This is a genomic window from Mucilaginibacter sabulilitoris, from assembly GCF_034262375.1.
Lineage (GTDB): Bacteria > Bacteroidota > Bacteroidia > Sphingobacteriales > Sphingobacteriaceae > Mucilaginibacter > Mucilaginibacter sabulilitoris.
Genome location: NZ_CP139558.1, coordinates 1782180 through 1807985 on the forward strand (window position 1 = coordinate 1782180; position 25806 = coordinate 1807985).

The 25806-nt window shown below is 42.1% G+C and carries 18 protein-coding genes; 3 read left to right on the forward strand and 15 right to left on the reverse strand.

Annotated elements, in window-relative coordinates; all coding sequences use genetic code 11:
* Positions 1-16 precede the first annotated feature (16 nt).
* The 3 genes from SNE25_RS07700 to SNE25_RS07710 all read left to right on the forward strand — a co-directional run bounded on the left by SNE25_RS07700 (position 17) and on the right by SNE25_RS07710 (position 4353).
* Positions 17-826: an outer membrane beta-barrel protein gene (locus SNE25_RS07700; protein WP_321564516.1), complete on the forward strand. Its 810-nt coding sequence runs from the start codon at positions 17-19 to the stop codon at positions 824-826.
* Positions 827-1035: 209 nt separating this feature from the next.
* Entirely contained in the window at positions 1036-3312 is a 2277-nt protein-coding gene (locus SNE25_RS07705) for a tetratricopeptide repeat-containing sensor histidine kinase (RefSeq protein ID WP_321564517.1), read from the forward strand.
* A gap of 42 nt (positions 3313-3354) precedes the next feature.
* Positions 3355-4353, forward strand: a complete 999-nt coding sequence (locus tag SNE25_RS07710) for an ABC transporter ATP-binding protein (RefSeq protein WP_321564518.1) — start codon at positions 3355-3357, stop codon at positions 4351-4353.
* A 99-nt stretch (positions 4354-4452) separates the two neighbouring features.
* Here SNE25_RS07710 and ilvA read toward each other — a convergent pair whose 3' ends face one another.
* The 15 genes from ilvA to SNE25_RS07785 all read right to left on the reverse strand — a co-directional run bounded on the left by ilvA (position 4453) and on the right by SNE25_RS07785 (position 25657).
* On the reverse strand, positions 4453-5703 hold the full coding sequence (ilvA, locus tag SNE25_RS07715; protein ID WP_321564519.1) for a threonine ammonia-lyase IlvA: 1251 nt from the start codon (positions 5701-5703) through the stop codon (positions 4453-4455).
* Between the two features lie 2 nt (positions 5704-5705).
* On the reverse strand, positions 5706-6872 hold the full coding sequence (locus SNE25_RS07720) for a 2-isopropylmalate synthase (protein WP_321564520.1): 1167 nt from the start codon (positions 6870-6872) through the stop codon (positions 5706-5708).
* A gap of 102 nt (positions 6873-6974) precedes the next feature.
* Positions 6975-7727, reverse strand: a complete 753-nt coding sequence (locus tag SNE25_RS07725; RefSeq protein WP_321564521.1) for a methyltransferase domain-containing protein — start codon at positions 7725-7727, stop codon at positions 6975-6977.
* A 73-nt stretch (positions 7728-7800) separates the two neighbouring features.
* Positions 7801-8877 (reverse strand): 3-isopropylmalate dehydrogenase, encoded by a 1077-nt coding sequence (leuB, locus tag SNE25_RS07730; RefSeq protein ID WP_321564522.1) that lies wholly within the window; start codon positions 8875-8877, stop codon positions 7801-7803.
* A 91-nt stretch (positions 8878-8968) separates the two neighbouring features.
* Complete coding sequence (gene leuD, locus SNE25_RS07735) at positions 8969-9562, reverse strand: 3-isopropylmalate dehydratase small subunit (protein ID WP_321564523.1); 594 nt, start codon at positions 9560-9562, stop codon at positions 8969-8971.
* 99 nt (positions 9563-9661) lie between these two features.
* The gene (gene leuC / locus SNE25_RS07740; RefSeq protein WP_321564524.1) at positions 9662-11080 is read right to left on the reverse strand and encodes a 3-isopropylmalate dehydratase large subunit; all 1419 of its coding nucleotides are present in this window, start codon (positions 11078-11080) and stop codon (positions 9662-9664) included.
* A gap of 99 nt (positions 11081-11179) precedes the next feature.
* On the reverse strand, positions 11180-12238 hold the full coding sequence (ilvC, locus tag SNE25_RS07745; protein ID WP_321564525.1) for a ketol-acid reductoisomerase: 1059 nt from the start codon (positions 12236-12238) through the stop codon (positions 11180-11182).
* 114 nt (positions 12239-12352) lie between these two features.
* Positions 12353-12958, reverse strand: a complete 606-nt coding sequence (gene ilvN, locus SNE25_RS07750) for an acetolactate synthase small subunit (RefSeq protein ID WP_321564526.1) — start codon at positions 12956-12958, stop codon at positions 12353-12355.
* A 30-nt stretch (positions 12959-12988) separates the two neighbouring features.
* Positions 12989-14725, reverse strand: coding sequence for a biosynthetic-type acetolactate synthase large subunit (gene ilvB, locus SNE25_RS07755; RefSeq protein WP_321564527.1), 1737 nt, complete (start codon positions 14723-14725; stop codon positions 12989-12991).
* A 114-nt stretch (positions 14726-14839) separates the two neighbouring features.
* A complete protein-coding gene (gene ilvD, locus SNE25_RS07760) occupies positions 14840-16552 on the reverse strand; it encodes a dihydroxy-acid dehydratase (RefSeq protein ID WP_321564528.1) in 1713 nt (570 codons plus the stop codon).
* Between the two features lie 564 nt (positions 16553-17116).
* Positions 17117-17371 carry an ATP synthase F1 subunit epsilon gene (gene atpC, locus SNE25_RS07765; RefSeq protein ID WP_321564529.1) on the reverse strand — a complete coding sequence of 85 codons (255 nt, stop codon included), beginning with the start codon at positions 17369-17371 and terminating at the stop codon, positions 17117-17119.
* Positions 17372-17454: 83 nt separating this feature from the next.
* Complete coding sequence (gene atpD / locus SNE25_RS07770) at positions 17455-18960, reverse strand: F0F1 ATP synthase subunit beta (RefSeq protein ID WP_321564530.1); 1506 nt, start codon at positions 18958-18960, stop codon at positions 17455-17457.
* Between the two features lie 163 nt (positions 18961-19123).
* Entirely contained in the window at positions 19124-20110 is a 987-nt protein-coding gene (locus SNE25_RS07775) for an NAD(P)H-quinone oxidoreductase (protein ID WP_321564531.1), read from the reverse strand.
* 58 nt (positions 20111-20168) lie between these two features.
* Positions 20169-23045 carry a hypothetical protein gene (locus tag SNE25_RS07780; RefSeq protein ID WP_321564532.1) on the reverse strand — a complete coding sequence of 959 codons (2877 nt, stop codon included), beginning with the start codon at positions 23043-23045 and terminating at the stop codon, positions 20169-20171.
* Between the two features lie 194 nt (positions 23046-23239).
* Positions 23240-25657, reverse strand: coding sequence for an ABC transporter permease (locus SNE25_RS07785; protein WP_321564533.1), 2418 nt, complete (start codon positions 25655-25657; stop codon positions 23240-23242).
* Positions 25658-25806 lie beyond the last annotated feature (149 nt).

A 25806-nucleotide genomic window follows, 5' to 3' on the forward strand; every position in this document is an offset into this window, starting at 1 on the left:
TATATTACACCATTATATGAAACGCCTGATTTTTACCATCATTATATGTATTACTGCATGCGCTGTGTTTGCCCAAACCACCGCCGACTCTACCCATACCGATAGCGTTACCAAAAAGAAGGTTCACGTAAAGTTGGGTGTTGGTGATGACGCGCCGTCAGTTTCCAATGAACCCGATACGGCTTACCATGCCCATAAAGCGCCGGGCTTTTCATTTGGTGTAACATTTTCACGTATTGATCTGGGTTTTGCCACTTTGATTGATCACGGAAGCTTTACTTTATCACCCAATAACCAGTTTTTAAGCTATCGGCAATGGAAAACCAGCAACTTTGGGTTTGACCTGGTGCAGTTTGGCTATCGCTTTAACAGCGCCTTTAAAATATACGTTTCGGGTGGTTTCGACTGGACTCACATCCGCCTGCGAAACGATATCACCATTCAAAGAAACACACCGGTGTTAACTTATACCGAGGATGATATCAATTACAGCAAAAACCGCTTTTCATCAAGTTACCTCCGCATACCCTTATCATTTTACTATCGCAGTCATGAAGATGCCAGTGGAAACCATTTCAGACTGGTTGCTGGCCCGGAAATTGGTGTACTGCTTAATGGTCGCGTAAAGCAAATAAGTGATGAAAACGGCAAGCAAAAGTTTAATGACGATTATCATTTTACCAGGCTGCGCCAGGGCGTGTTTGTACGTATGGGTTATGGTTTAATGGGTATTTATGCCAAATATTACTTTACCGATATGTTTGAAAACAGCCCGGCCCAGGAAGGTTTAAAAAATTTCTCCTTTGGGTTAACGGTAGGGTTTTAGATATTCTTCAAAAGTTTGTGTTTTTGCTAAATATGGATACCTAATTGTGTAAAAAATGTGTATTAATTAATCGTTAATTAGTAGGTTAATCAGGTATTTTTATATAAACAGCCAGTTATTAACTCTTGTATCGCAGCGCGTTTGAGGGAGTATGCCTTAATCGTAACAGATTTGAGAAATAGTCGCGTTTACCTGCTTATTTACATCACATGAGAAAAAACACAACCCCTATTGTTCTATTTTCTTATGTTTTTAAAAAAAATGTCTGTCCGCTCCGGAATTCAGTAATTATAATCTTTTGCCTCATCTGTACGGTTATTGCACGGGCTCAAACACCCATTGACAGCATAAACGCGCTGATTAAGAAAGCGAAAACAGATACCGGCAGAATTAATCGCTTAATTGATAAAACAGCAGCATTAGTAGAAATTAATCTTGATTCTGCAGCAGAAAGTGGGAGCACCGCTGTTTTTGAAGCTGTTACCGCGAAGTATTTAAAAGGTGAGGCCAATGCCCGGCGATTAATGGCCACTATATTATCTTTTAAGGGTGATTACGCCTCTGCACAAAAAAATTTAACGTTAGGTATAAAAATATATAAAGAATTAAAAGACGAAAGCGGAGTGGCTAAAATGTATTCTGGCTATGGCATGATGTATGGCATGCAAAGTAAATATGACAGCTCCATTGTGTTTTATAAAAAAACAATACGTATCGCCAATAAGATCCAGGATAATTTATTACTTAATAAAGCTTATCAAAATATTGGCATCTCATACCAGATGCAATCGAACTATAGAGAATCATTAGTTTACTTTCAAAAGGCATTAGGGTTTTTTGAAAGTATAAATGATATAAACTCGCAAAGTTACATCTGGTTAAATATGGGCCTAACCTATAACAACATGGACGACAATGCGCGGGCCGAACAATCATTAAAAACGGCGATCCGGCTTGCGAAGAAGAGCGGTATTAAAAATGTAGAGTTATATGCCTACTCCAATCTTGCAGCTACCTATTCAAAACAAAAAAAATTCGACAAATCTTATTTATACGCCATGAACGCGGTTGTTATCGGCCGCGAAACCGGCGATTTGGGCATAACTGCTGCGAGCTTGTCAAAAGCCGTAATGGCGCTCGCCGATCAGGGAAAGCTGCCCGAGGCATTAAAGCTCGGGAAAAAATCTGTTGGGGTAGCCGATTCGTCAAACCAACCTTACAGCCGCTACCAGGTATATGCAAGTATTGGTAGCGTACTTAAAAGGCAAGAATCATACGATGATGCCATTGTTTATTTTAAGAAAGCCTTTAACGCGATTAGGAGCGCCAATATTGTTGACGAAGCTACAGGACAATCATATTACGAATTGTCTGAATGTTATGAGAAAGTTGGTTTATATAGGAATGCATATAAGAATTTTAAAAGATCTTCGGAGATTATTGATTCTATCAGAAGCACCAAGAATATAAGAAAGGCCACGGAACAGAACATGACCTATGAGTATGAGAAAAAGCAGCAAGCACAACTCATACAAAAGCAAAAACAGGATGCTATGATGAGGATATGGCTGGTGATTTTTATAGCCATACTGATCATATTTGCTATCATTATTATTGGTTACAGACGAGCATTCAGAAATAAGCAAAAGGCAAACGCACTGCTTAAGGACCAGAAACAGGAGATAGAAAGTACTTTAACCGCGTTGAAAACCACTCAAAAGCAATTAATACAATCAGAAAAAATGGCCTCGCTCGGGCAGCTTACTGCCGGTATTGCCCATGAGATACAAAACCCGCTTAATTTTGTTAATAATTTTTCCGAAGTAAGTGCCGAACTAACCACAGAACTAAAAGAGGAGATAAAAAATGGAAATACAGAAGATGCCCTGGCTATTGCCGACGACCTGAAGGAAAATTTAAGCAAGATACAGCACCACGGTAAACGTGCGGATAATATAGTTAAGGGAATGCTTGAGCATAGCCGAACCAGTACCGGCGAAAGGCAACCAATCAATATCAATAGTTTAGCAGAAGACTTTTTTAAACTATCGTATCATGGAATGCGGGTAAAAGACAAATCGTTTAACGCTGAGATGATCACAAATTTTACCGATCAGGCTATAGTAATGGGTGTTCAGCAGGATATAAGCAGGGTAATGCTCAATTTGTTCAATAATGCCTTTTATTCGGTGAATCAAAAGCGAAAGGTTGCCGGTGAAAATTATAAGCCAACAGTTACAGTAAGTACAGAACATAACGGACGTTCAATATTGCTTAAAATAAAGGATAACGGTAATGGTATATCGCCTTCTATAAAAGATAAAATATTGCAGCCATTTTTTACCACAAAGCCAACAGGCGAAGGCACGGGTTTGGGCTTGTCGCTTAGCTATGATATTATTGTGAACGGGCATAATGGTAGTTTTGATATTGATACACAGGAGTTTGAATATGCGGAGTTTATAGTATCCCTGCCAAAAGCTTAACAGTAAGATGGCACTTTAAACTATTTTGTATCTTTACAACCCATGTCAGATACACCTTTTTTGCAGGCTATTGCGGTAAGTAAAATATATTCGGGTAAACACCAGGCCGGCGTTAAAAAAACAGATATTGTTATACAGCAGGGTAAAATAACTGCCATTATTGGTGAAAGCGGGAGCGGGAAAAGTACGCTGCTGCGCTTGTTGTATGGTTTGCTTTCGCCTGATGAAGGGGTGGTTGAATTTAAAGGCGAACGTATTTGGGGGCCTGAAGAAAAGCTTATCCCTGGTCATGACGCCATGAAAATGGTTACCCAGCATACCGATGACCTTAATTTGTTTGCCAAAGTATGGGATAACGTTGCAGCCATGTTACCTGCAACCGATCTGAATGCCAAACAGCAAAAAACCGAACAAATACTACAGCAACTAAATATGGCCGGCATGGCCGATAAACGGGTAGCTGATTTAAGTGGCGGCGAAAAACAACGTGTTGCTATTGCCCGGGCCATTATAACTCGCCCGCAGATTTTATTGCTTGACGAGCCCTTTAACCAGGTAGATACCTCTTTCAGGGAAGGCTTGCAGCACGACATCAGGCAGATTGTGAAAGAGATTGGGCTAACGGTGATCATGGTATCGCATGACCCTGCCGAGGTACTCTCTATGGCCGATGACCTGATAGTGCTGAAACAAGGCGAGATAATAGAGCGGGGACACCCTAAAATTTTGTATCAATCGCCGCGTAACCTTTACACCGCGCAATTGCTTAGCAACTGTAATATCCTTACTGCTTCGGAGGCTAAACTTTGCAGTATTACGATCAATGCTGAGCATGCTGTAATATATCCCGAATGGATAAAGGTAAAAGTAATTACCCAGGCAAAAAACTGGGTGGTAAAGCAGGTTCTGTTCAAAGGTTTTTATGAAGACCTGATCCTTGAGCATAGCGGCACCCTGTTGCGTGTAGTAAATGAAGAACCCGGTAAATATAATGAAGGGGATAAAGTTGCTGTAAGGGCAGGGAAGTGGTTGGAATATTAACTTACTATAATGTCATTGCGAGCGAAGCGTGGCAATCGCCCCGGGTGGGTAAAGTTCGCGATTGCTTCGTTGTTCCTTCTCGCAATGACATGTTTATTTTTAAACCAGGTACTCAAACAATGTCCGGTCTTTATTCAGTTCAATCACGTTAAAGCGATGAGCTAACATGCGTTTTAACAGCGCCGGGTAATCATCGGCCGATTGCAGTTCGATACCTACCAGTGCAGGGCCATTTTCTTTATCATTCTTCTTGATAAATTCAAACCTCGTAATATCATCATGCGGACCTAATACATTGGTCACAAATAATTTTAAAGCACCTGGGCGTTGTGGAAAACGTACAATGAAATAATGTTTAAGACCTTCATACAGTAGTGATTTCTCTTTGATCTCCTGCATGCGGGCAATATCATTGTTACCGCCGCTCACTATACAAACCACTTTTTTTCCTTTGATCTTATCTTTACAGGCATCAAGTACCGCAACGGAAAGTGCACCGGCAGGTTCGGCTACAATGGCATCTTCATTATATAACTTCAATATAGTGGTGCAAACCTTGCCTTCGGGTACCAGTAACATATCGTCGAGTACATTACGGCAAATTTCATAGGTTAAGGTACCTACGCGTTTTACCGCCGCACCGTCAACAAAGCGGTCAATCTCCGGCAATGTAATAGGCTCGCCCTGTTCCATCGCTTTTAACATTGATGGGGCGCCTTCCGGTTCTACACCTATCAGGTAAACTCCCGGCACATGCTGCTTTAAATAAGTGCCTGTACCAGCAGCCATGCCGCCGCCACCAATAGGCATAATAACAGCTTCAACCCCGGGCAGGTCTTCTAATATCTCTAAGCCAACGGTTCCCTGCCCTTCAATAATACGGTAATCATCAAATGGGGGGATAAATGTCATCTCATGAGCTTCGGTATATATCAATGCCTCACGTAGGCAGTCGTCAAAAGTATCACCAGTTAAAACTATCTCGATATTACCATGCCCATGCATTTCTGTTTGGGTAACTTTTTGTTTTGGAGTTATCTCGGGCATAAAGATTACACCTTTGGTACCTAAAGCATTACAGCTAAAAGCTACACCCTGCGCATGGTTACCTGCGCTGGCACATACTACGCCGCGACTTAACTCCTCAGCGCTGAGCTGGCTGATCATGTTATATGCACCACGAAGTTTATAGGAACGCACTACCTGCAGGTCTTCGCGTTTGAGGTAAACCTCACATTCATATTTTGCCGACAGGCCGGCATTGTATTCAAGCGGCGTACGCCTTACAACACCCTTCAGTCGTTCATTTGCCGATTCAAAATCAAGCTGGTTTTTAGTTTCAGTTTCCATTATTAATTTTTTACCAGCTTATGCGCTACTAAACTCAACAAATCGTCGTCATTTATATCAAGTTTGGCATCTGCAAGCGTTAAAAAGTTGTTATACACCTCGGCCAGTTCTTCTTTGTTCAAGTTGATACCCAAACGTTCGAGGTGGAATTTGAGTGCGTGCCTGCCGCTGCGGGCAGTAAGTACAATGCTGGCGCTTGGGAAACCCACATCCTCGGGACGTATGATTTCATAGTTCTCCCTGTTTTTCAGGAAGCCGTCCTGGTGAATGCCAGAGCTGTGGGCAAATGCATTACTGCCTACAATGGCTTTATTGGGCTGTACCGGCATGCGCATTTGCGTGCTGATCATGCGGCTCAGTTCAAAAAAGTTTTTAGCATTAATGTTGGTATGTAAGCCAAGCACCTGGTGTGTTTTCAGGATCATGACCACCTCTTCAATAGAAGTATTACCCGCGCGTTCGCCAATACCGTTAATGGTACCTTCAATCTGGCGGGCACCATTTTGCAAGCCGGCTATAGAGTTGGCGGTAGCCAAACCCAAATCGTTATGGCAATGCACCGAAATAATGGCCTTATCGATATTTTTTACGTTTTCCTTCAGGAATTTGATCTTGCTACCATACTGATCGGGCAGGCAATAGCCATTGGTATCCGGAATATTTACCACGGTAGCACCGGCGGCAATTACGGCCTCCACCATTTTAGCTAAGAATTCCACGTCGGCGCGGCCGGCATCTTCTGCATAAAACTCAATATCTTCAACGGCACGTTTGGCATATTTAACAGCTTCAACGGCACGTTCCAGTATTTCTTCGCGTGTGCTGTTGAATTTATGCTTGATGTGCATATCTGATGAGCCAATACCGGTATGGATACGCGGACGTTTGGCATATTTCAGTGACTCGATGGCAGCGTCAATATCGCCCTTGTTGGCCCGGGTAAGGGCGCATACGGTAGGTTCTTTTACAGCCTTTGAAATTTCAACAACGCTGTTAAAATCGCCCGGACTTGAAACCGGGAAGCCTGCTTCAATAATATCCACGCCCAGCAGTTCAAGCTCTTTAGCTATCTCAATTTTTTCTGGGGTTGTTAACTGGCAACCCGGTACCTGCTCGCCATCGCGAAGCGTGGTATCAAAAACATAAACGCGGTTGGGATCGTGTAACATATCTTTTTAGTTTTTTAGTTGTACGTATTACGTTTTAAGTTTTACGTTATTCAATTATTTTAAGCTATTGCACGTAAAACGTATCACGTACAACATTTAACCTTATTTCACTGCCACAAACCTTAACCTTTTATAGTCAGCGTACCATTGGCCGCCTTCATTATAGTAGGGTTCAAGCTTTTGGGTTATTTCTGTCAATATCTGCTGTTTTTCATTTTCCGGAATCGTTTCCAGGTATTGCGCGCCAAACATGGTAACCCATTTAGCTACACCCTGATCGCCATCCCGCAAAGGTGTTTTACGGTCGTAATGAACAGCGTAGCTCACTTTGAAACCATGTTCTTCCAGTTTGGTAGTATACTCTCCGATTGACGGGAAGTACCACATTTTAGCATCAGCTTGTTCATGATAGCCATGGTTTTGCAGTACCAGTTGTGTGGCTTCAATTAAACGGGCAACATTGCCTTTACCTCCCATTTCGGCTACAAACCTGCCGCCATGTTTAAGGCTGTTGTAAACGCTGCGCATCATGCCGTTTTGATCCAGTATCCAATGCAGAGCCGCGTTCGAAAATACAGCGTCGTACGGGGTATCTGTAAAAAAGTCGACAGCATTTTCTACCACGAAATCAATTTCAGGGTACTTTGCTTTTGCCTGCGCAATCATATCAGGAGAAAGGTCGGTGCCTTTTACCTTAGCACCCTTATCCTTTATTTGCTGCGTTAAATGGCCGGTGCCGCAACCCAGGTCAAGTATATATTCGCCGGGTTTAGCATCCAATAATTCAAGCACCTCCTCACCGTATTGAAATACAAAGGCGTGCTTTTGGTCGTATAAATCAGCGTTCCATTTCATGTTCTTTCAGATTGCACCGATGTTTTTTGATTACACCGATTTATTTTTCCTGCACCCCTTTAGAGAAATGGGGTTACAAATACTCCAGCACCTTTTGGCCCATTGCCTTAGTGCCTAAAACTTTGCTCCTATCAGTATTGGCATCAGCAATATCACCGGTACGGTAACCTTCTTTTAACGCTTTGTCAATAGCCGAGGTTATAAGTTTGGCTTCTTCTTTTAATCCAAAACTGATCTCCAGCATTAAAGCAACCGACAATATTGATGCCAGCGGATTGGCTTTGTCCTGCCCAGCAATATCATGTGCCGAACCATGGATAGGCTCAAAGAACCCTGTACCATCGCCAATTGAGGCTGATGCAAGCATGCCCATAGAACCGGCAATTTGTGATGCCTCGTCGGTTAAAATATCGCCAAAAAGATTGGCGGTTAATACCACATCAAACTTTTTAGGATTTTTGACCAGCTGCATGGCTGCATTGTCAATAAACATGTGTTCAGTCTCCACATCAGGGTATTGCTTGGCTATTTCCTGTACCACCTCGCGCCACAGGCGTGATGCTTCCAGCACGTTTGCTTTATCAACAGAGCATAACCTTTTGCCACGTACACGGGCCGCCTCGTATGCTTTAATGGCAATGCGTTCAACTTCGTAGCGTGAATAAACCATCAGGTCGGATGCGGTATTGCGGTCTTCACTGCGTTTTTTCTCGCCGAAATAAACATCCCCCGTTAACTCGCGGAAGAAAAGAATATCGGTTCCTTTCAGTATTTCCGGTTTCAGGCTTGATGCATCCAGCAGTTCATCAAACAGCATGATAGGGCGCAGATTGGCATACAGGCCAAGCTCCTTACGTATTTTTAACAAACCCTGCTCCGGACGAACCTTTGCTGATGGATCATTATCATATTTAATATGGCCAATGGCACCAAATAAAATGGCATCGCTGGCTTTTGCTTTAGCAAGTGTTTCATCGGGTAGTGGGTTGCCGGTAACTTCAATGCCTGCATGACCCATCAGGGCTTCGTCAAAACTGAACTCGTGACCAAATTGCTGCCCTATCTTTTCCAGAACGGCCTTACCCCATGTAGTTACTTCGGTACCGATACCATCACCTGGTATTACTAATATGTGTTTTTTAAGTGCCATTTAGCCCCCTAACCCCCTAAAGGGGGAATTTTTTGATTGTGTTAGTTATTATTTTATTATTATCAGAACCTTTTGTTCCCCCTTCAGGCGGTTAGAGGGCTGAATTTTCAAATTGTTGTATTAATTCTTTTTTGCTCAGGATGTAATCAATATCATCGTAGCCATTTATTAAACAGGCTTTTTTATAAGGGTTAATCTCAAAGCTTTCCTGTTCGCCGGTAGCTGATATGATGATCAGCTGCTTTTCAAGATCGATCTCAATTTCAGCTTTATGATCGGCATAAACGGCATCAAATATTTTTTTCAGGAAATCGTCGCTCACCTGTACTGGTAAAAGACCGTTGTTGAGCGCGTTGCCTTTAAATATATCGGCAAAAAAGCTGCTTACTACGGCGTCGAAACCATAATCCGCAATGGCCCAGGCCGCATGTTCACGGCTACTGCCACAGCCAAAGTTTTTACCTGCCACCAGGACCTTGCCGCTGAAGGTAGGGTGATTAAGCACGAAATCTTCTTTCGGATTATCGTTCTCATCAAAACGCCAGTCGCGGAATAAGTTGTTGCCAAAACCTTCACGGGTGGTGGCTTTCAAAAAACGAGCGGGAATAATCTGATCCGTATCGATGTTCTCAATGGGAAGAGGCACTACGCTGGTTTGTATATGTTTGAATATTTTGGTTGCCATGTTATTTTCTTTTTGTCATTGCGAGGAACGAAGCAATCTCACGGTGCCGGATGTTGAATTTGCATGATGAGATTGCCACGCTACGCTCCCAATGACATATTAGCTAACTAACTCTTCTTCTTTCAGAAACGTTCTTATATCTGTAACCTTACCGGTAATGGCCGATGCCGCCGCGGTGAGTGGGCTGGCCAGGAAGGTGCGGGAATTTGGTCCCTGACGGCCTTCAAAATTACGGTTAGAGGTTGATACGCAATATTTACCTGCCGGTATTTTATCTTCGTTCATACCAAGGCAAGCGCTGCATCCTGGTTCGCGAAGCGGAAAGCCGGCGGCATCAAATATTTTGTCGAGCCCTTCGCGAATGGCTTGTTCCTGTACCTGTTTTGATCCCGGAACCACCCAAACGGTAACATTATCTGCCTTGTGTTTGCCTTTTACAAATTCGGCTACCTGGCGCAAATCCTCAATGCGTGAATTGGTACAGCTGCCTATGAAAACATAATCAATTGGTTTGCCCAATAGCTGCTCATCATCATGCAGGCCCATGTATTCCAGGGCTTTTTTGTATGATCCCTGTTCTTTTGCTTCAAACGAAGCCGTTTCAGGAACATGCTGTGTAACGCCAATACCCATACCGGGGTTTGTTCCGTAGGTGATCATTGGCTCAATATCTTCGGCTTTAAAGGATAATACTTCATCAAACTGCGCATCAGCGTCAGAGTATAAAGTTTTCCAGTAAGCTACTGCTTTGTCCCACTCTTCGCCTTTAGGGGCAAATTCGCGGCCTTTTACATATTCAATGGTTGTTTCATCCGGAGCAATCAAACCACAGCGTGCACCCATTTCAATACTCATGTTGCAGATGGTCATACGGCCTTCCATACTTAAAGAGCGAATGGTATGGCCGGCATATTCTACAGCATAACCCGTACCGCCAGCGGCAGAGATCTGTGAAATAATATAGAGGATGATGTCTTTAGCGCCTACACCTTTATGCAGTTTGCCGTTAACTTCAATCTTCATCCTTTTTGGGCGCGATTGCAGTAAACACTGGGTAGCCATTACCTGCTCAACCTGCGAGGTGCCTATGCCAAACGCTATGGCACCAAAGGCGCCATGTGTTGAAGTATGACTATCGCCGCAAACATAAGTACCACCGGGACGGGTAATACCCAGCTCGGGGCCTATTACGTGTACTATACCCTGAAAAGGGTGACCCAAGCCATACAGTTCAATACCAAATTCTTTACAGTTTTTGGTGAGCATATCAACCTGGTAGCGAGAAAGTTCTTCTTTGATGGGAAGGTGCTGATCAATTGTAGGAACGTTATGATCTGCAGTGGCCACTGTTTGTTTGGGCCTGAAAACCGGTAAACCTCTGTTGCGCAAACCATCAAATGCCTGCGGACTGGTTACCTCGTGTATGAAATGTGTGTCAATGTATAAAATATCAGGAAAACCCTCGTTGCTACTGACGACGTGTGCATCCCAAATTTTATCAAATAATGTTTGTCCCATGATAGTAATTTTTAGTATTCAGTTTTGAGTGATGAGTTTTGAAATAAGTAGTGAGCTCTGAAAGAACTCACTACTTTATACTCATAACTTAAAACTTTATTATGCTTCTACAACCTGGTTTTCAGGACGTAAGCTGCGTACAGTTTTACCTGCCTGCCATAATTCGCTTTCGCGTAATTCTTTCAGTTCTGCGTCTAATTTTTCGCGGTAATCAGGCTGGCTGTTTGAATCGATAGAACGTTGTGACTCTTTACCGGTAGCAACACTTTCGTATAATTCTTCAAATACTGGTTTAGTAGCGTCACGGAATTTTTTCCACCAATCCAAAGCGCCGCGTTGTGCAGTAGTTGAACAATTGGCGTACATCCAGTCCATACCGTTTTCTGCAACCAGTGGCATCAATGATTGAGTTAATTCTTCAACAGTTTCGTTAAAGGCCTCAGATGGAGAGTGGCCTTTGCTGCGCAATACATCATACTGTGCTGCAAAAATACCCTGGATACAACCCATCAGTGTACCACGCTCACCGGTTAAATCGCTGTAAACTTCTTTTTTGAAGTTAGTTTCAAACAGGTAACCGCTACCTACAGCAATACCTAATGAAATTACGCGCTCAAATGCTTTGCCAGTTGCATCCTGGAAAATTGCATAGCTTGAATTTAAGCCACGGCCTTGCAGGAACATACGGCGCAATGAAGTACCTGATCCTTTAGGGGCAACTAAAAATACGTCAACATCTGCAGGAGGAACGATACCGGTTTGCTCGTTAAAGGTGATACCAAAACCATGAGAAAAGTATAATGCTTTACCCGGGGTGAGGTGCTTTTTAACAGTTGGCCATAATGCGATCTGTGCTGCGTCACTTAATAAATAGCAAATAACAGTGCCTCTTTGTAAAGCTTCTTCAATTTCAAAAAGTGTTTCGCCGGGTACAAAGCCATCGCTTATTGCTTTATCCCATGTTTTAGTGCCTTTACGCTGACCAACAATTACATTGATGCCGTTGTCTTTTTGGTTTAATGCCTGACCAGGACCTTGAACGCCGTAGCCAATTACTGCTACAACTTCGTCTTTTAATACTTCCTGAGCCTTTGATAAAGGGAACTCTTCGCGGGTTACTACGTTTTCTTCAGTACCGCCGAAATTTAATTTTGCCATTGTTTTATTTTGTTTGATGATTCATGATTTCACCGATTTAAAGTGATTTCACTGATTTTATTTAAGGTTGTAATTTAATTATTCTCTAACTCTCCTATCAGGGAGTCGGGGGCTTTACATAGTAAATACCTTTTCGCCCTGGTTCAGATATTCGTTCTCAATAACATCTTCACCTGGTTCAAGTCTTTCAAACTCGCGCAGTTTGCGGTTAAAGCCATCGCTATCTTTAATAATGGCTACGCGCGCGCTGCGCACAAATTCAATGAGACCGTAAGGTTGTAGTATATTGATCAGGTTATCGGTTTCCTCACGGTGACCGGTGGTTTCAAATACGGTGTAATCTTTGCGGATCACTACAGCACGGGCTCCGTTCTCACGCAATAGACGCTCAACGCTTACCTTTTCGGCAATAACATCGGTTGATACCTTATATAACGCTAATTCCTGCCAAATAACATCCTCATTGGTATGATAATATGCTTTTAACACTTCAACCTGTTTTTCTATCTGGCGTACCAGTTTGCGTACCACTTCTTCCGATTCGGTAATTACAATATTAAAGCGATGAATTTTGTCTATCTCCGAAGGAGAGGTGTTCAGGCTTTCGATATTGATCTTACGGCGTGAAAATATAATAGCAATGCGGCTAAGCAAACCTATCTGGTTTTCGGTATAAACCGTGATGTTAAATTCCTGTTTTTCTATATCTTGATTACTCATGACTGCTAATTTAAAGGTGTTGGTCTGCGCTTATTTTAACCTGATTTCTGCTACGCTGCATCCTTGTGGTACCATCGGAAACACGTTGTTCTCTTTAGTTACCATTACTTCTAAAAGATATGATCCTTTAGTGCTCAGTAACTCGTTTATGGCATTTGGCAAATCAGTACGGTCATCAATCCTTTTGCCCGGAATGTTATAAGCTGATGCCAGGGTTACAAAGTCAGGGCTCTGGATGTCAACAAACGAATAACGACGTTCGTTAAACAACTCCTGCCATTGCCTAACCATACCCAGGAAACGATTGTTAAGGATGATGATCTTAACATCGATGCCAGACTGCATGATGGTTCCTAATTCCTGTAGCGTCATCTGGAAACCGCCATCGCCAATAATGGCAACCACTGTGCGGTCTTTTGCGCCAAACTTGGCACCTATAGCAGCTGGAAGAGCAAAGCCCATAGTGCCTAAACCACCACTGGTAACGTTACTGCGGGTGTTGTTGAATTTGGCATAGCGGCAGGCCACCATCTGGTGCTGACCTACGTCGGTTACTATAATAGCCTCGCCTTTGGTAATTTCATTTAACTGTTTAATAACCTCACCCATAGTCATTTCTGGCGTAGTAGGGTTAAGTTCATCATGAATTACGGCTTCAACCTCTTTTCGAGTGTATTCATTAAATGTGTTCAGCCAATCGGTATGCTGCTTTTCCTCTACAAGCTTGGTAAGCATAGGGAGGGTTTCTTTACAGTCGCCCCATACCGGTACGGTTGATTTTACGTTCTTGTCGATCTCGGCCGGGTCAATATCCAAATGAACTACTTTTGCCTGTTTCGCATATTTATCTAAACGGCCGGTTACACGGTCGTCAAAACGCATGCCTATAGCAATCAGCACATCGCACTCATTGGTTAATACGTTAGGGCCGTAGTTACCATGCATCCCGAGCATACCCACGTTTTGCGGATGATCTGTTGGTATAGCGCCGGCACCTAAAACAGTCCATGCCGCCGGAATACCACTTTTTTCAACAAAGGCCTTAAATTCCTGTTCGGCACTGCCCAGTATTACACCCTGGCCCCAGATAATAAATGGTTTTTTAGCCTGATTGATGAGTGCTGCTGCTTCTTCAACATATTGCGGGCGTACTATAGGTTTTGGCCTGTAGCTGCGGATATGATTACATGGCGTATAACCTTCAAAGTTGAATTTTTGTATCTGCGCGTTTTTGGTAATATCAATTAACACTGGACCGGGGCGACCACTTTTAGCTATATAGAAAGCTTTGGCAATAACCTCGGGAATTTCGTTGGCGTCAGTTACCTGGTAGTTCCATTTGGTTACCGGTGTGGTGATATTGATTACGTCGGTTTCCTGGAAAGCATCGGTACCTAAAAGATGCGCGAATACCTGACCGGTTATACATACCACTGGTGTACTGTCAATCTGTGCATCGGCCAAACCTGTTACCAGGTTAGTTGCACCCGGACCGCTGGTGGCGAACACAACACCAACTTTGCCTGATGTGCGGGCATAGCCCTGTCCTGCATGGATGCCACCCTGTTCGTGGCGGACCAGGATGTGGTTCAGTTTATCATTATAATCAAACAGAGCATCATAGATGGGCATGATAGCGCCACCCGGGTAGCCAAAGATGGTATCAACACCTTCAACAATTAATGCCTCCAATAATGCTACTGATCCTGAAACTTCTACCGCTGTTTTTGGAGCGGGTGTAGTGAGTGTTTCCTGTGCAACTTCCATAGTGTTGGGTATTATGTTGTATGTTTATTATGTTTACGTATAACGTTTTACGTGATACGTTTTTATTGTTATCTTTTTTACTTGCGTACAACGTAAAACGTTATACGTATAACCTTACGGCATTTCATCAGTAACGCAACCTTCTGCTGCATTACTTACTGTTTTAGCATATCTGTATAGCAGGCCTTTGCTTACTTTAAGCGCCGGCTGCTGCCATGCAGCCTTGCGGGCGGCAAATTCTTCATCACTCAGCTTAACATTGATAGTACGGTTAATGGCATCAATCTCAATACGATCTTCGTCTTTCACAAAAGCGATACCGCCGCCATCATAAGCTTCAGGCGTGATGTGACCGACGACGAAGCCATGAGTACCACCAGAGAAACGGCCATCTGTAATTAATGCTACTGAACTGCCCAGGCCTGCTCCAAATATGGCAGAGGTAGGTTTAAGCATTTCGGGCATACCTGGTGCGCCTTTTGGTCCAACGTTGCGAATAACCACAACATCGCCCTTTTTAACTCGGCCGCTTTGTATGCCTTGTATCAATTCAAATTCACCGTCGAACACACGGGCAGGACCTTCAAAGCTGGTACCTTCTTTACCGGTAATTTTGGCTACACTGCCACCTTCGGCAAGGTTTCCGTACAGTATTTGTAAGTGGCCGGTAGCTTTTATAGGATTCTCTACCGGAAGGATGATCTTCTGTGTATCAAAGCTCAGTTCAGGTACTTCTGCTAAGTTTTCAGCAATGGTTTTGCCGGTCACGGTAAGGCAGTCGCCGTGCAGCCAGCCCTGTGCAAGGCAATATTTCATTACAGCCGGAACACCGCCAATATGGTGCAAGTCTTCCATCATGTATTTACCGCTTGGCTTCATATCGGCCAATACGGGGATGCGGTTACTTACTGTCTGAAAATCGTCCTGCGTTACTTTAACGCCAACGCTTTTGGCCATTGCAATAAGGTGCAACACGGCGTTAGTCGATCCGCCCAAAACCATGATTACTACCATGGCATTCTCAAACGCCTTGCGGGTCATGATGTCCGATGGTTTTATATCGCGCTCAAGCAATACTTTTATCGCTTTACCTGCTGCAAGGCATTCTGCTTTCTTCTCGTCGCTTAAAGCTGGGTTTGATGATGAGTAAGGTAAGCTCATACCCAATGCCTCAATAGCTGCGGCCATTGTGTTGGCAGTATAAATACCGCCGCAAGCACCGGCGCTCGGACAGGCGTTTTTGATTACGCCCATAAAATCAACATCGTCTATTTGTCCGGCTATCTTTTTACCTAAAGCCTCGAAAGCAGATACAATATTCAGATCCTCACCTTTCCAGTGACCTGGTTTAATAGTGCCACCATATACCATGATAGACGGGCGGTTTAACCGGCCCATAGCCATGATAGAACCCGGCATATTTTTATCGCAGCCCGGCAGGGTAATTAAACCATCATAGTACTGTGCGCCTGTAACCGCTTCAATTGAGTCGGCAATAATATCGCGGCTCATTAATGAGTAGCGCATACCTTCGGTACCATTGCTCATGCCATCGCTTACACCAATAGTATGGAATATAAGGCCCACCAGATCCTCATCCCAGATACCCTGCTTAACCAGCTTAGCCAGATCGTTCAAGTGCATGTTGCAGGTATTACCATCGTAACCCATGCTTGCTACACCCACCTGTGCTTTTTTCATGTCATCGTCGGTTAAGCCAATGCCATAAAGCATAGCCTGTGCTGCAGGCTGGGTAGGATCTTGCGTAAAGGTTTTGCTATACTTGTTCAATTCTATAGCCGCTGTGGTATCTGATGATGAACTCATTTTGTTTTATATGATAGACTTATTTGTAAATAATTTTGCTTGTTGTCCTGGTTTATTCTAACTGTGCAAATCAGTATTTGTAAGGTAGATATAGCGACAAAGAATAACAATAGGGGCGTATAAATTTTTCAAAAAAGTATTTTATTCTTAAAAATTACATAAAAATAATTTTTAATTCTGTTTAAATTATAAATTTAAGAATAATATATTTTATAAAATAGACCAAAGTTCAAAACGGTATTCGGTACATATTTTATGCATGCATAGTAAGTTGCTGATTTTCTTCCTGAAACGGCCACTGCTGCAATAAAACTTTTAAAAAATCGGCCTGCCGTGCCTGTAATTTCCACTTAAAAAATGTCGCTTTGCTTTATATTATTTGCCTTGAAATTTATCTTCTGTTAATTTAAATAACTTTTAGGTGTGAGTCATTAAAAAACGAGTTCACTTTGTTCACTGGCTGCCGATCTTGTTCTTTGCATGAACATCCAAGGAAAAAAAGATCAAAAAAAAACGTCCGGGGATTTATACCCGGACGTTTTTATGAGATATTGGGGTATAAGGTTATTTGTGCTGAATACCTTCAGCCAGAATAATCACCTTATTGTTCAATACTTCAACAACACCGCCTTTAATATAAAAAACTTCCTCTTTAGCGGCACTGCCACCACGTACAGTAAGCTTACCGTCCTGTAAAGTAGAGATGATAGGCGCGTGGTTATTTAATATTTCAAATAATCCCAAAGCACCCGGAACGGTTACCGATGCGGCCTCGCCTTCGTATACTTTTTTATCGGGTGTAAGAATTTCTAAAGTCATTTTTGTTTAGATTCACGAGTTAAGAATCAAGATCTAAGATTAACTCCTTTGTCTTGATTCTTGTCTCTTATGTCTTGATTCTATTAAGCGTTAGCTTCAGCTAATAATTTTTTACCTTTTTCAATGGCATCTTCAATGCTGCCAACTAAGTTGAATGCAGCTTCAGGATATTCGTCAACTTCACCGTCCATGATCATGTTGAAGCCTTTGATGGTTTCTTTGATATCAACCAATACGCCTTTTAAGCCGGTAAATTGCTCGGCTACGTGGAACGGCTGAGAAAGGAAACGCTGAACACGACGGGCACGTGATACAACAAGTTTATCTTCTTCAGATAACTCGTCCATACCCAAAATAGCGATGATATCCTGTAGCTCTTTGTAACGTTGTAAGGTTTCTTTTACGCGTTGAGCAGTATTGTAGTGCTCGTCACCTAAAATAGCTGGGCTAAGGATACGTGAAGTTGAATCCAATGGATCCACCGCAGGATAGATACCTAACTCGGCAATTTTACGTGAAAGTACTGTAGTAGCATCTAAGTGGGCAAATGTTGTTGCCGGCGCAGGGTCAGTCAAGTCATCCGCAGGTACGTAAACAGCCTGTACAGATGTAATTGAACCACGTTTGGTTGAAGTAATACGTTCTTGCATGGTACCCATTTCAGTAGCCAGTGTTGGCTGGTAACCCACTGCTGATGGCATACGACCTAATAACGCCGATACTTCAGAACCTGCTTGTGTAAAGCGGAAAATGTTATCAATAAAGAAAAGGATATCACGACCTTTACCATCTTCTTCACCATCACGGAAGTACTCGGCAATGGTTAATCCTGATAATGCCACACGTGCACGTGCACCTGGAGGCTCGTTCATCTGACCGAACACGAAGGTTGCTTTTGAATCTTTCAAAGCTTCGTTATCCACTTTGCTTAAATCCCAACCGCCTTCTTCCATAGAGTGCATAAATGCATCACCATATTTTATAATGCCTGATTCAAGCATCTCACGTAAAAGGTCATTACCTTCACGTGTACGCTCTCCAACACCCGCAAATACCGATAAACCAGCATAAGCTTTAGCGATGTTGTTGATCAGTTCCTGGATCAATACTGTTTTACCAACACCAGCACCACCAAACAAACCAATTTTACCACCTTTTACGTAAGGCTCTAACAAGTCGATAACTTTGATACCTGTAAACAATACCTCAGTTTCGGTAGATAGATCTTCGAAACGTGGAGGGGTAGCGTGGATAGGGCGACCAGCGGATTTATCTAAATTGGTAATACCATCAATAGCATCACCAACTACGTTGAATACACGGCCTTTGATATTTTCGCCAACCGGCATTTTAATAGCTGCTTCGGTATCCAGAACTTTCATGCCACGTAGCAATCCGTCTGTTGAATCCATCGCGATCGCACGTACGCGATCTTCACCTAAATGCTGTTGAACTTCTAAAATGATTTTCTGGCCATTATCTTTCGTGATCTCTAACGCGTCATAAATTTTAGGAAGATGAGCGTCATCAGCGAAACTTACGTCAACTACCGGACCAATGATCCGTGATATTTTTCCAATGTTTGGCATATATAACCTGGTGTTTTTAAAGAATTTTCCTTTTTAATAACATCTTACGTATAAATACTAAGATGCTATTTCAGAGGCGCAAAGATAAAATTTCTGTTTAAATATTTAAACACTAAGGGCAACATTTTTGCATGATATTTTCTACACGTGTATTTTGCACAGTCTATTGCTCAAAACTGAGTATGATTTTGCCAATATGGGCGCTGCTTTCCATCAGTTCATGTGCTTTGCCGGCCTCGGCTGCCGGAAAAGTTGCGTGTATTATTGGTTTTATTGCTCCTGATGCCAGTAGTGGCCAAATGCTTTTTTGCAGCTTTTGAGCAATATTGCTTTTAAACGCGGTATCCCTGCCCCGCAAAGTCGAGCCGGTAATGGTCAGTCTTCTCATCATTAGCTGCGACAGATCAATCAGTGCATCCTTGCCATTCATGGCGTTGATCATCACCAGCCGGCCCTCAACCGCCAGTGATTTTATATTGCCGGGAGTGTAATCGCCGCCTATCATATCCAGTATCGCATCAACGCCATTGCCGCCGGTTAGCTGTTCAATTACCTGGGCAAAGTTTTCTTTTTTGTAGTTGATGGCTTTAACTGCTCCTAATTGCTCGCAAAAGTTGCATTTTTCATCAGAGCCTGCCGTTACATATACTTTATGGCCCAAAGCTTTGGCCATTTGTATGGCCGCTACCCCAATACCACTGGAGCCGCCGTGAACCAGCAGGGTTTCATTACCCTTTAAATTGCCACGGTCAAACACATTGCTCCAAACAGTAAAAAAGGTTTCAGGTAATGATGCAGCTTCTATAAATGACAATCCATCAGGAACCGCCAGGCACTGCCCTTCAGGAGCGCTGCAGTATTCGGCATAGCCGCCACCTGCCACGAGGGCGCAAACTTCGTCGCCAACCTTCCAGCGGGTAACATCTGCTCCCGTTTCAGCTATGACACCTGCTATTTCCAGCCCCGGAATATCCTGAACAACACCAGCGGGTGGCGGATATTTACCCTCGCGCTGTTTTACATCGGGTCGGTTTACACCAGCCGCCATAACTTTAACCAACACTTCGTTGGCTGCATACGCAGGTTTTGGCCTTTCGGCTAACTGCAAAACTGACGGTTCGCCAGGGCGGGTTATAACTACTGCTTTCATGAAACTAATTTATAGCAATTATAACCGCTTTGCGAACTTATATGTTTGCTCAAGAAGTTTATACCGCAGAAATAACAGATGCCCCGGCATTGTTTACCGTTATTCTCCATCGATGGCCGTCCGGAGACATTAAGATCAAGCCCTTACTGGGGTCAGTTATTTCAATGTCTTTATTGTCGGTTCGCTGCATGTAAATTTCATTAATGATGGAGTTCGTGGCATTCGCGGTTTTTGAGTAATTCAATACTGCTGGATCTTTGGTAAACACACCTTTGTTAACGGTAATGTTTTTATCTATAAGCAACATCGAATTTGTATTGGGATTATCACCAATCAGCCAAATTCCATCTATATAAATCTGTATTTCAGTGGTACTTAGAGTTCCATCAATATATTTTATAGCACTGTTGCCATAATCAATAGGAAGTAATGTTTCCCAAAAATTGTTTTTTTTTACATTAACGCCATTTATTGTAATGTTTTCAATCCGTACCTCTTTTGGAAGCTTCATCGCTATTGCTTCTGCGGCACAGTTAATAATTCTTATGTTATTAAGCTTAATATTTTTGAGGAGATTATCGGCTCCTTTTCTGTAAATTCCAATTCCATATCCGTAGCAATTGCTGATGGTAATATTATCAAGGCTAACATTATCAGTGTTTGCTAAAACTATAGCACACTCTCTGAACAAACGATCATCGTCCAGTGCTGTAGGGACTTTAAAAGCTTTAAAAGGGGCAAGATTTGAAGGTGGATTTGTGTTAATGTCAACAAGTTTGTATGATGCTGATTGACTATCATAAGAAAAATCATCAATTGTGTACTGGGAATAGATTGTATCAAATTCAGCGTTAATTACATTAACAGCTGATCCATCGATGTGGATTCCTCTGCAGATGCATTCTATTGACTTAATATTAGAGAATATAGTTTTATGCTGTATACTCATATAAGTTGAACTTTCACAGCCAAATCCCCCACCTTTTCCGAACTGTGAACTTTGGCGGAAATTTCCGCAATAATAAGCTTTGCAATTATCTATGAATACATCTGATCCCAGGAATTCGCCAAATCCAAAATCGGCACAGTAATAGGCATCACAATTAGTTACCCTGATTGAATTTCTCCAACCTGCAGATTTGGAATAGTCATTATAACGAAAAACGTCCCATTCGCCCGTTGGACCAAAATGCTCCCAATTTTGATATAGATTACCGCCAATATTAACACCGTTTTGAGTAGCCGCATTCCAAAATTGACAGTTATCAACCCAAATATCCCTAACAGATGCAAGTACTAATCCATGATCAAGTGAGTTAACAAAATTAACACCTGATATTTTTGCTCCGTTAACAAAAGACATTCTTACACAACTACCCCCATAATTATTGACATCTTTAACTACCCCGCCACCTGATTCCCAATGTGCGTAGTGAATCATGTTCTTATCCATATTTGAATCAAAAGTAGTATTGTGCCCAATAATTTCTATTTTTCCAAATGGTTCTAACTGGTTTAATGTTTCATTAATGAAATTAAAAACACCAATCCCTTGTTGGTTGTGATTCTCAGGTGTGGTTTTATTACCACCAGCATCCAATACGTAACCTGTCATGTTGGTTTTAACAGAATAGACATCAGTGAAAAAATCCAATGACAAATTACCACTTTGAACCATTACAATATTGCTTAATGCACATGATTTACCGGTTTCGGATGTGAAAACAACATGAAAAATTCTTCTGTTTCCGGCAGTATTATAAGTTTTACTGAGAACATTAAAAAGGGTTTCAAAAGCTGGATAATCATCCGTGTAAGTTGTTGAGGGATTCCTACCCTGTTTTGTAAAAGTATCAATTGTAACGCCTGTAACGCCAGTATCAACAGTTAATTCTTCTATTGTTCTGTTACCTGTTGTCCGGAGAATTATATATGGATATAAAGGATCAGAACCGCCTGTGCCCTGACCAATATATTGTATGTTAAAGAAAAAATTGAGCTTGGGGTGTCTCCATAAAGCCATCCTTACTTTTCTCATAACGGTGTCATTGGTCTCATCTGCAATTACAGGAACTGTAATTATCATTTTACGCTGTTCATCCGTTAGATCCGCATAATGATAATTATCATAAGTGTCCCCCTCGGTACGTGGTCTGTTCGCGATGTAGGGTACTTCCCCAAAATCAAACATAATGTTGCCCGAAGTTGTGCAGTTTGATGGAAATCTGATTTGTATTTCTGATTTAATTCCTGCGTCATAATCAAATTTGGCACCAAACCATTGCGGATAAATTTTTTCATTGACCGGCTCAAAAGTGAAGCGGTTGGAAGTTGAATTTAAAGGAATGGGAACAAATACTTGCTGATATTCACCAATATCAAATCTGCATTTATACCTGTTATTGGGGCTGTCAGCTTTAATATATGTTCCGGGTCCTATCTTGAAAGTAACATTGGGTATGAACCAATCATAAATAGTGCCTCCAATATTGTGCGCGAAAGGTAAGAATAAAACTTGCTGCCCAAGATTTGGATTTAGCTCTATGATGACTTCAGCATCTTCAAAAGCGGTGTGAACGACATTAAATAACGCAGAAAAAGCATTGTTTTTTCTTGTTGCGCTACCCGCATCAAAGTCATACATGTCAAAATTGAAATATAACTTTTGTAAGGAAACCGATAGTTTGGCAAATAAGTTTGTTCCCTGTAATCTTATTATATAACCATCATCTGCATACAATGTCCCGGGTGTTTCTACCTGAAAGTTTGTTTCGTAATCGGAAACGGTAACTGTACGGTAAACTATGTCGGCGAAGTTTCCGGTAATGACGTCGTAGTGATAAAACCTTTGATTTTTCTCGAGGGTAATTTTGTCTCCAGGTATTAAACCAGTAGCCACTTTCAAGGCCGAAAGTGTATCAAATTTGTAATCCATAGGTATTGGCTTTAAATTAAGATAAGTAATAAGTTAAATTTTATTCATTAAGACTAATAGGCTGACTTGTTAATTTTTAGTACCGACGAATTAAAATGCCGATAAATAAAGGTCCAAAAGACCTAAAATAGGTATTAGATGACACAGTAAAATTATCAATATCCTCCACGCGGTCAATCGGTGTTTTAACGGTATTACTCGCTCCTTAAACTATCCACCGGGTTACTCAGGGCAGCTTTTATTGATTGAGAACTTATGGTGATAAAGGCGATGATAATTGCACCAAGCCCGGCTACTGCTATAACCCACCACTGTATAGCCTCACGATATGCAAAACCCTGCAGCCATTTGTGCATAGCGTACCATGCCAGCGGCGAGGCTATAATGAAGGCAATACCCACCAGCCTGATAAAATCTGCCGAGAGCATACGCATGATGTTTGATACACTGGCCCCAAGTACCTTGCGGATGCCTATTTCTTTATTGCGTTGCTCTGCGGCGTAAGCAGCCAGGCTGAACAGGCCCAGGCAGGCAATAAATACGGCAAGTGTGGTGAAAATTAAAAATAGAGAACCAGTACGTTGTTCGGTACGATATGCGGAGTTAAAATCGTCATCCATGAATGAATACTCAAAATGCTGATTAGGCGATAGGGTGTTCCATTTATTTTGAATTTGGGCAATGTATGGCTTCAAATTGTTATCATTAAACCTTACACTAAGCGCGTTATTATTATTTTCGAGCAGTATTACTACCGGGGTAATGTTATCCCGCAGCGAGCTGAAATTAAAATCTTTTACTACGCCTATTATATGATATTGCTTAACACTGTTATTAGGGCCACCATCAGGGATATAGTATAACGTTTTGTTCAACGGATCTTTAGTAAAACCGAGCATTCGGGCGGCGGTTTCGTTAATGATCATTCCTAATGAATCTGTTGGCATCTGGCTGCTAAAATTGCGGCCTTTGGAAAGAGCCATACCCATAGTTTGCAGATAATCTTCATCAACCGGCCATATTTCTGTGAATAAAGCGTTCCGGGAGTTGGGCACTTTATTGGTAAAAACTGAGTTGGGCTGTCTGAGCCTTCCGGTAGGTATAAAGCCACTCAACGAGGCATTCGCAACTCCGCTGATCCCCTTAACTTGTTGTTTAAATAGCCGGGCATTACTTAGCCCAATGGTGTTTTTTACCACCAATACGTGGTTTCTGTCAAATCCAAGGTCTTTATTGCGGATGTAGTTTAGCTGATTATAAATCACCAGAGTACCGATCACTAAAAATATTGATATGGAAAACTGCATCACTACTAAAAAATTGCGAAAGCCCCCGCCTTTAAAACCGGTGGAGAGCCGCCCTTTTAATACCTTGATAGGTTCAAAACCAGAAAGATAAAATGCCGGGTATGAGCCTGCTACTACGCCTACTATTAACATGATGAGCAAAAGTGCAGGCAAAAGCCAGCTAAGTGTTTGTGCCGATATATTCAATTCTTTGCCAGATACCTGATTAAATAGCGGCAACAGCAACCAGGCAGCAACTAACGCTATCATCGTGGCAAAAAATGTAGTCAGTAAAGATTCAGCAAGAAACTGCAGTATCAGGTTTTTTCGTGATGAGCCTAATACTTTACGCACCCCCACCTCACGAGCCCTGTTTGCCGAACGTGCGGTAGATAGGTTCATGAAGTTGATGCAGGCTATCAGCAATATGAATAAAGCTATGGCCGAAAAAGTGTAAATATACTCCATGCTGCTGTTGGGCTCAAACTCATACTGGCGATTGGAAGTAAGGTGAATGCTGGTTAGCGGGGTTAAAGTAAGACTGATGGCGTTACCGCTTTTCTCAAAGTTTTTCCAGCTAAAGCCAGGTTGCTGTGCAAAATATTTGCGAAACAGGTTATTGACCTTTTTTTCAAACAGGTTGCCATTTGCCCCTGGTTTAAGTAAAGCATAGGTAGTAAAGCTAAAGCCGTTCCAGTTGTTGCCTTTGCTTGATTCAAGCGAAGGCATAGACATAAAGAAGTCAAAATTAAAGTGCGATTGCGAAGGGATATTGCGCAGCACCCCGGTTATTTTATAATTAACGTTGCTGTTTACCAGTGTAATGTAACGGCCTACTACCTGAATACTATTAAAATATTTTTTGGCAGCATTTTCGGTCAATACAATGGTGTTTGGTTCTTTTAGTGCTGTTTTGGGGTCGCCATCTATCATGGGCAGGGTAAAAACATCAAATATTCCGGCATCGCCATAAACCACCTTATTTTCGTTAACATATTCATTGCCCTTTTTAAAGCGGATTTCTGTCGCAGCAATCATTCTTACCGATCTTTCAACCTCAGGAAATTCGGCTTTGAGCGCTGCCGACAGGGGAGGAGGAGTTACTGCATAGGAGCTGCTATTGCCACCAAATTTAATATCGGCGTTCACCCGATAAATGCGATCAGCTTTTTGATTGAACCGGTCATAACTCAGCTCATCGACTACATAAAAAACAATAAGCAGGCAGGTAGCCAGTCCCGCGGCCAGCCCTAAAATATTAATAACCGTAACTCCTTTATTTTTCAAAAGGTTTTTAAACGCAATTTTGATAAAGTTTTTTAGCATGGCTGAAAAGGTTATTTTAACGGATTGGAATTACTGATGTATCTGACATAAGCTGTTGATAAACAGTTTACAACTAAATTAAATAATGCATCATTATTAATTTGTTAAATAAAGTTAAACCGTATCAGGACTATAATCATCATCTTAAT

Excerpts from the sequence above, each read along its gene's own strand:
- SNE25_RS07700 (WP_321564516.1), top strand. The coding sequence starts at position 17 with ATGAAACGCCTGATTTTTACCATCATTATATGTATTACTGCATGCGCT.
- SNE25_RS07705 (WP_321564517.1), top strand. The coding sequence starts at position 1,036 with ATGAGAAAAAACACAACCCCTATTGTTCTATTTTCTTATGTTTTTAAA.
- SNE25_RS07710 (WP_321564518.1), top strand. The coding sequence starts at position 3,355 with ATGTCAGATACACCTTTTTTGCAGGCTATTGCGGTAAGTAAAATATAT.
- ilvA (WP_321564519.1), bottom strand. The coding sequence starts at position 5,703 with ATGGAAACTGAAACTAAAAACCAGCTTGATTTTGAATCGGCAAATGAA.
- SNE25_RS07720 (WP_321564520.1), bottom strand. The coding sequence starts at position 6,872 with ATGTTACACGATCCCAACCGCGTTTATGTTTTTGATACCACGCTTCGC.
- SNE25_RS07725 (WP_321564521.1), bottom strand. The coding sequence starts at position 7,727 with ATGAAATGGAACGCTGATTTATACGACCAAAAGCACGCCTTTGTATTT.
- leuB (WP_321564522.1), bottom strand. The coding sequence starts at position 8,877 with ATGGCACTTAAAAAACACATATTAGTAATACCAGGTGATGGTATCGGT.
- leuD (WP_321564523.1), bottom strand. The coding sequence starts at position 9,562 with ATGGCAACCAAAATATTCAAACATATACAAACCAGCGTAGTGCCTCTT.
- leuC (WP_321564524.1), bottom strand. The coding sequence starts at position 11,080 with ATGGGACAAACATTATTTGATAAAATTTGGGATGCACACGTCGTCAGT.
- ilvC (WP_321564525.1), bottom strand. The coding sequence starts at position 12,238 with ATGGCAAAATTAAATTTCGGCGGTACTGAAGAAAACGTAGTAACCCGC.
- ilvN (WP_321564526.1), bottom strand. The coding sequence starts at position 12,958 with ATGAGTAATCAAGATATAGAAAAACAGGAATTTAACATCACGGTTTAT.
- ilvB (WP_321564527.1), bottom strand. The coding sequence starts at position 14,725 with ATGGAAGTTGCACAGGAAACACTCACTACACCCGCTCCAAAAACAGCG.
- ilvD (WP_321564528.1), bottom strand. The coding sequence starts at position 16,552 with ATGAGTTCATCATCAGATACCACAGCGGCTATAGAATTGAACAAGTAT.
- atpC (WP_321564529.1), bottom strand. The coding sequence starts at position 17,371 with ATGACTTTAGAAATTCTTACACCCGATAAAAAAGTATACGAAGGCGAG.
- atpD (WP_321564530.1), bottom strand. The coding sequence starts at position 18,960 with ATGCCAAACATTGGAAAAATATCACGGATCATTGGTCCGGTAGTTGAC.
- SNE25_RS07775 (WP_321564531.1), bottom strand. The coding sequence starts at position 20,110 with ATGAAAGCAGTAGTTATAACCCGCCCTGGCGAACCGTCAGTTTTGCAG.
- SNE25_RS07780 (WP_321564532.1), bottom strand. The coding sequence starts at position 23,045 with ATGGATTACAAATTTGATACACTTTCGGCCTTGAAAGTGGCTACTGGT.
- SNE25_RS07785 (WP_321564533.1), bottom strand. The coding sequence starts at position 25,657 with ATGCTAAAAAACTTTATCAAAATTGCGTTTAAAAACCTTTTGAAAAAT.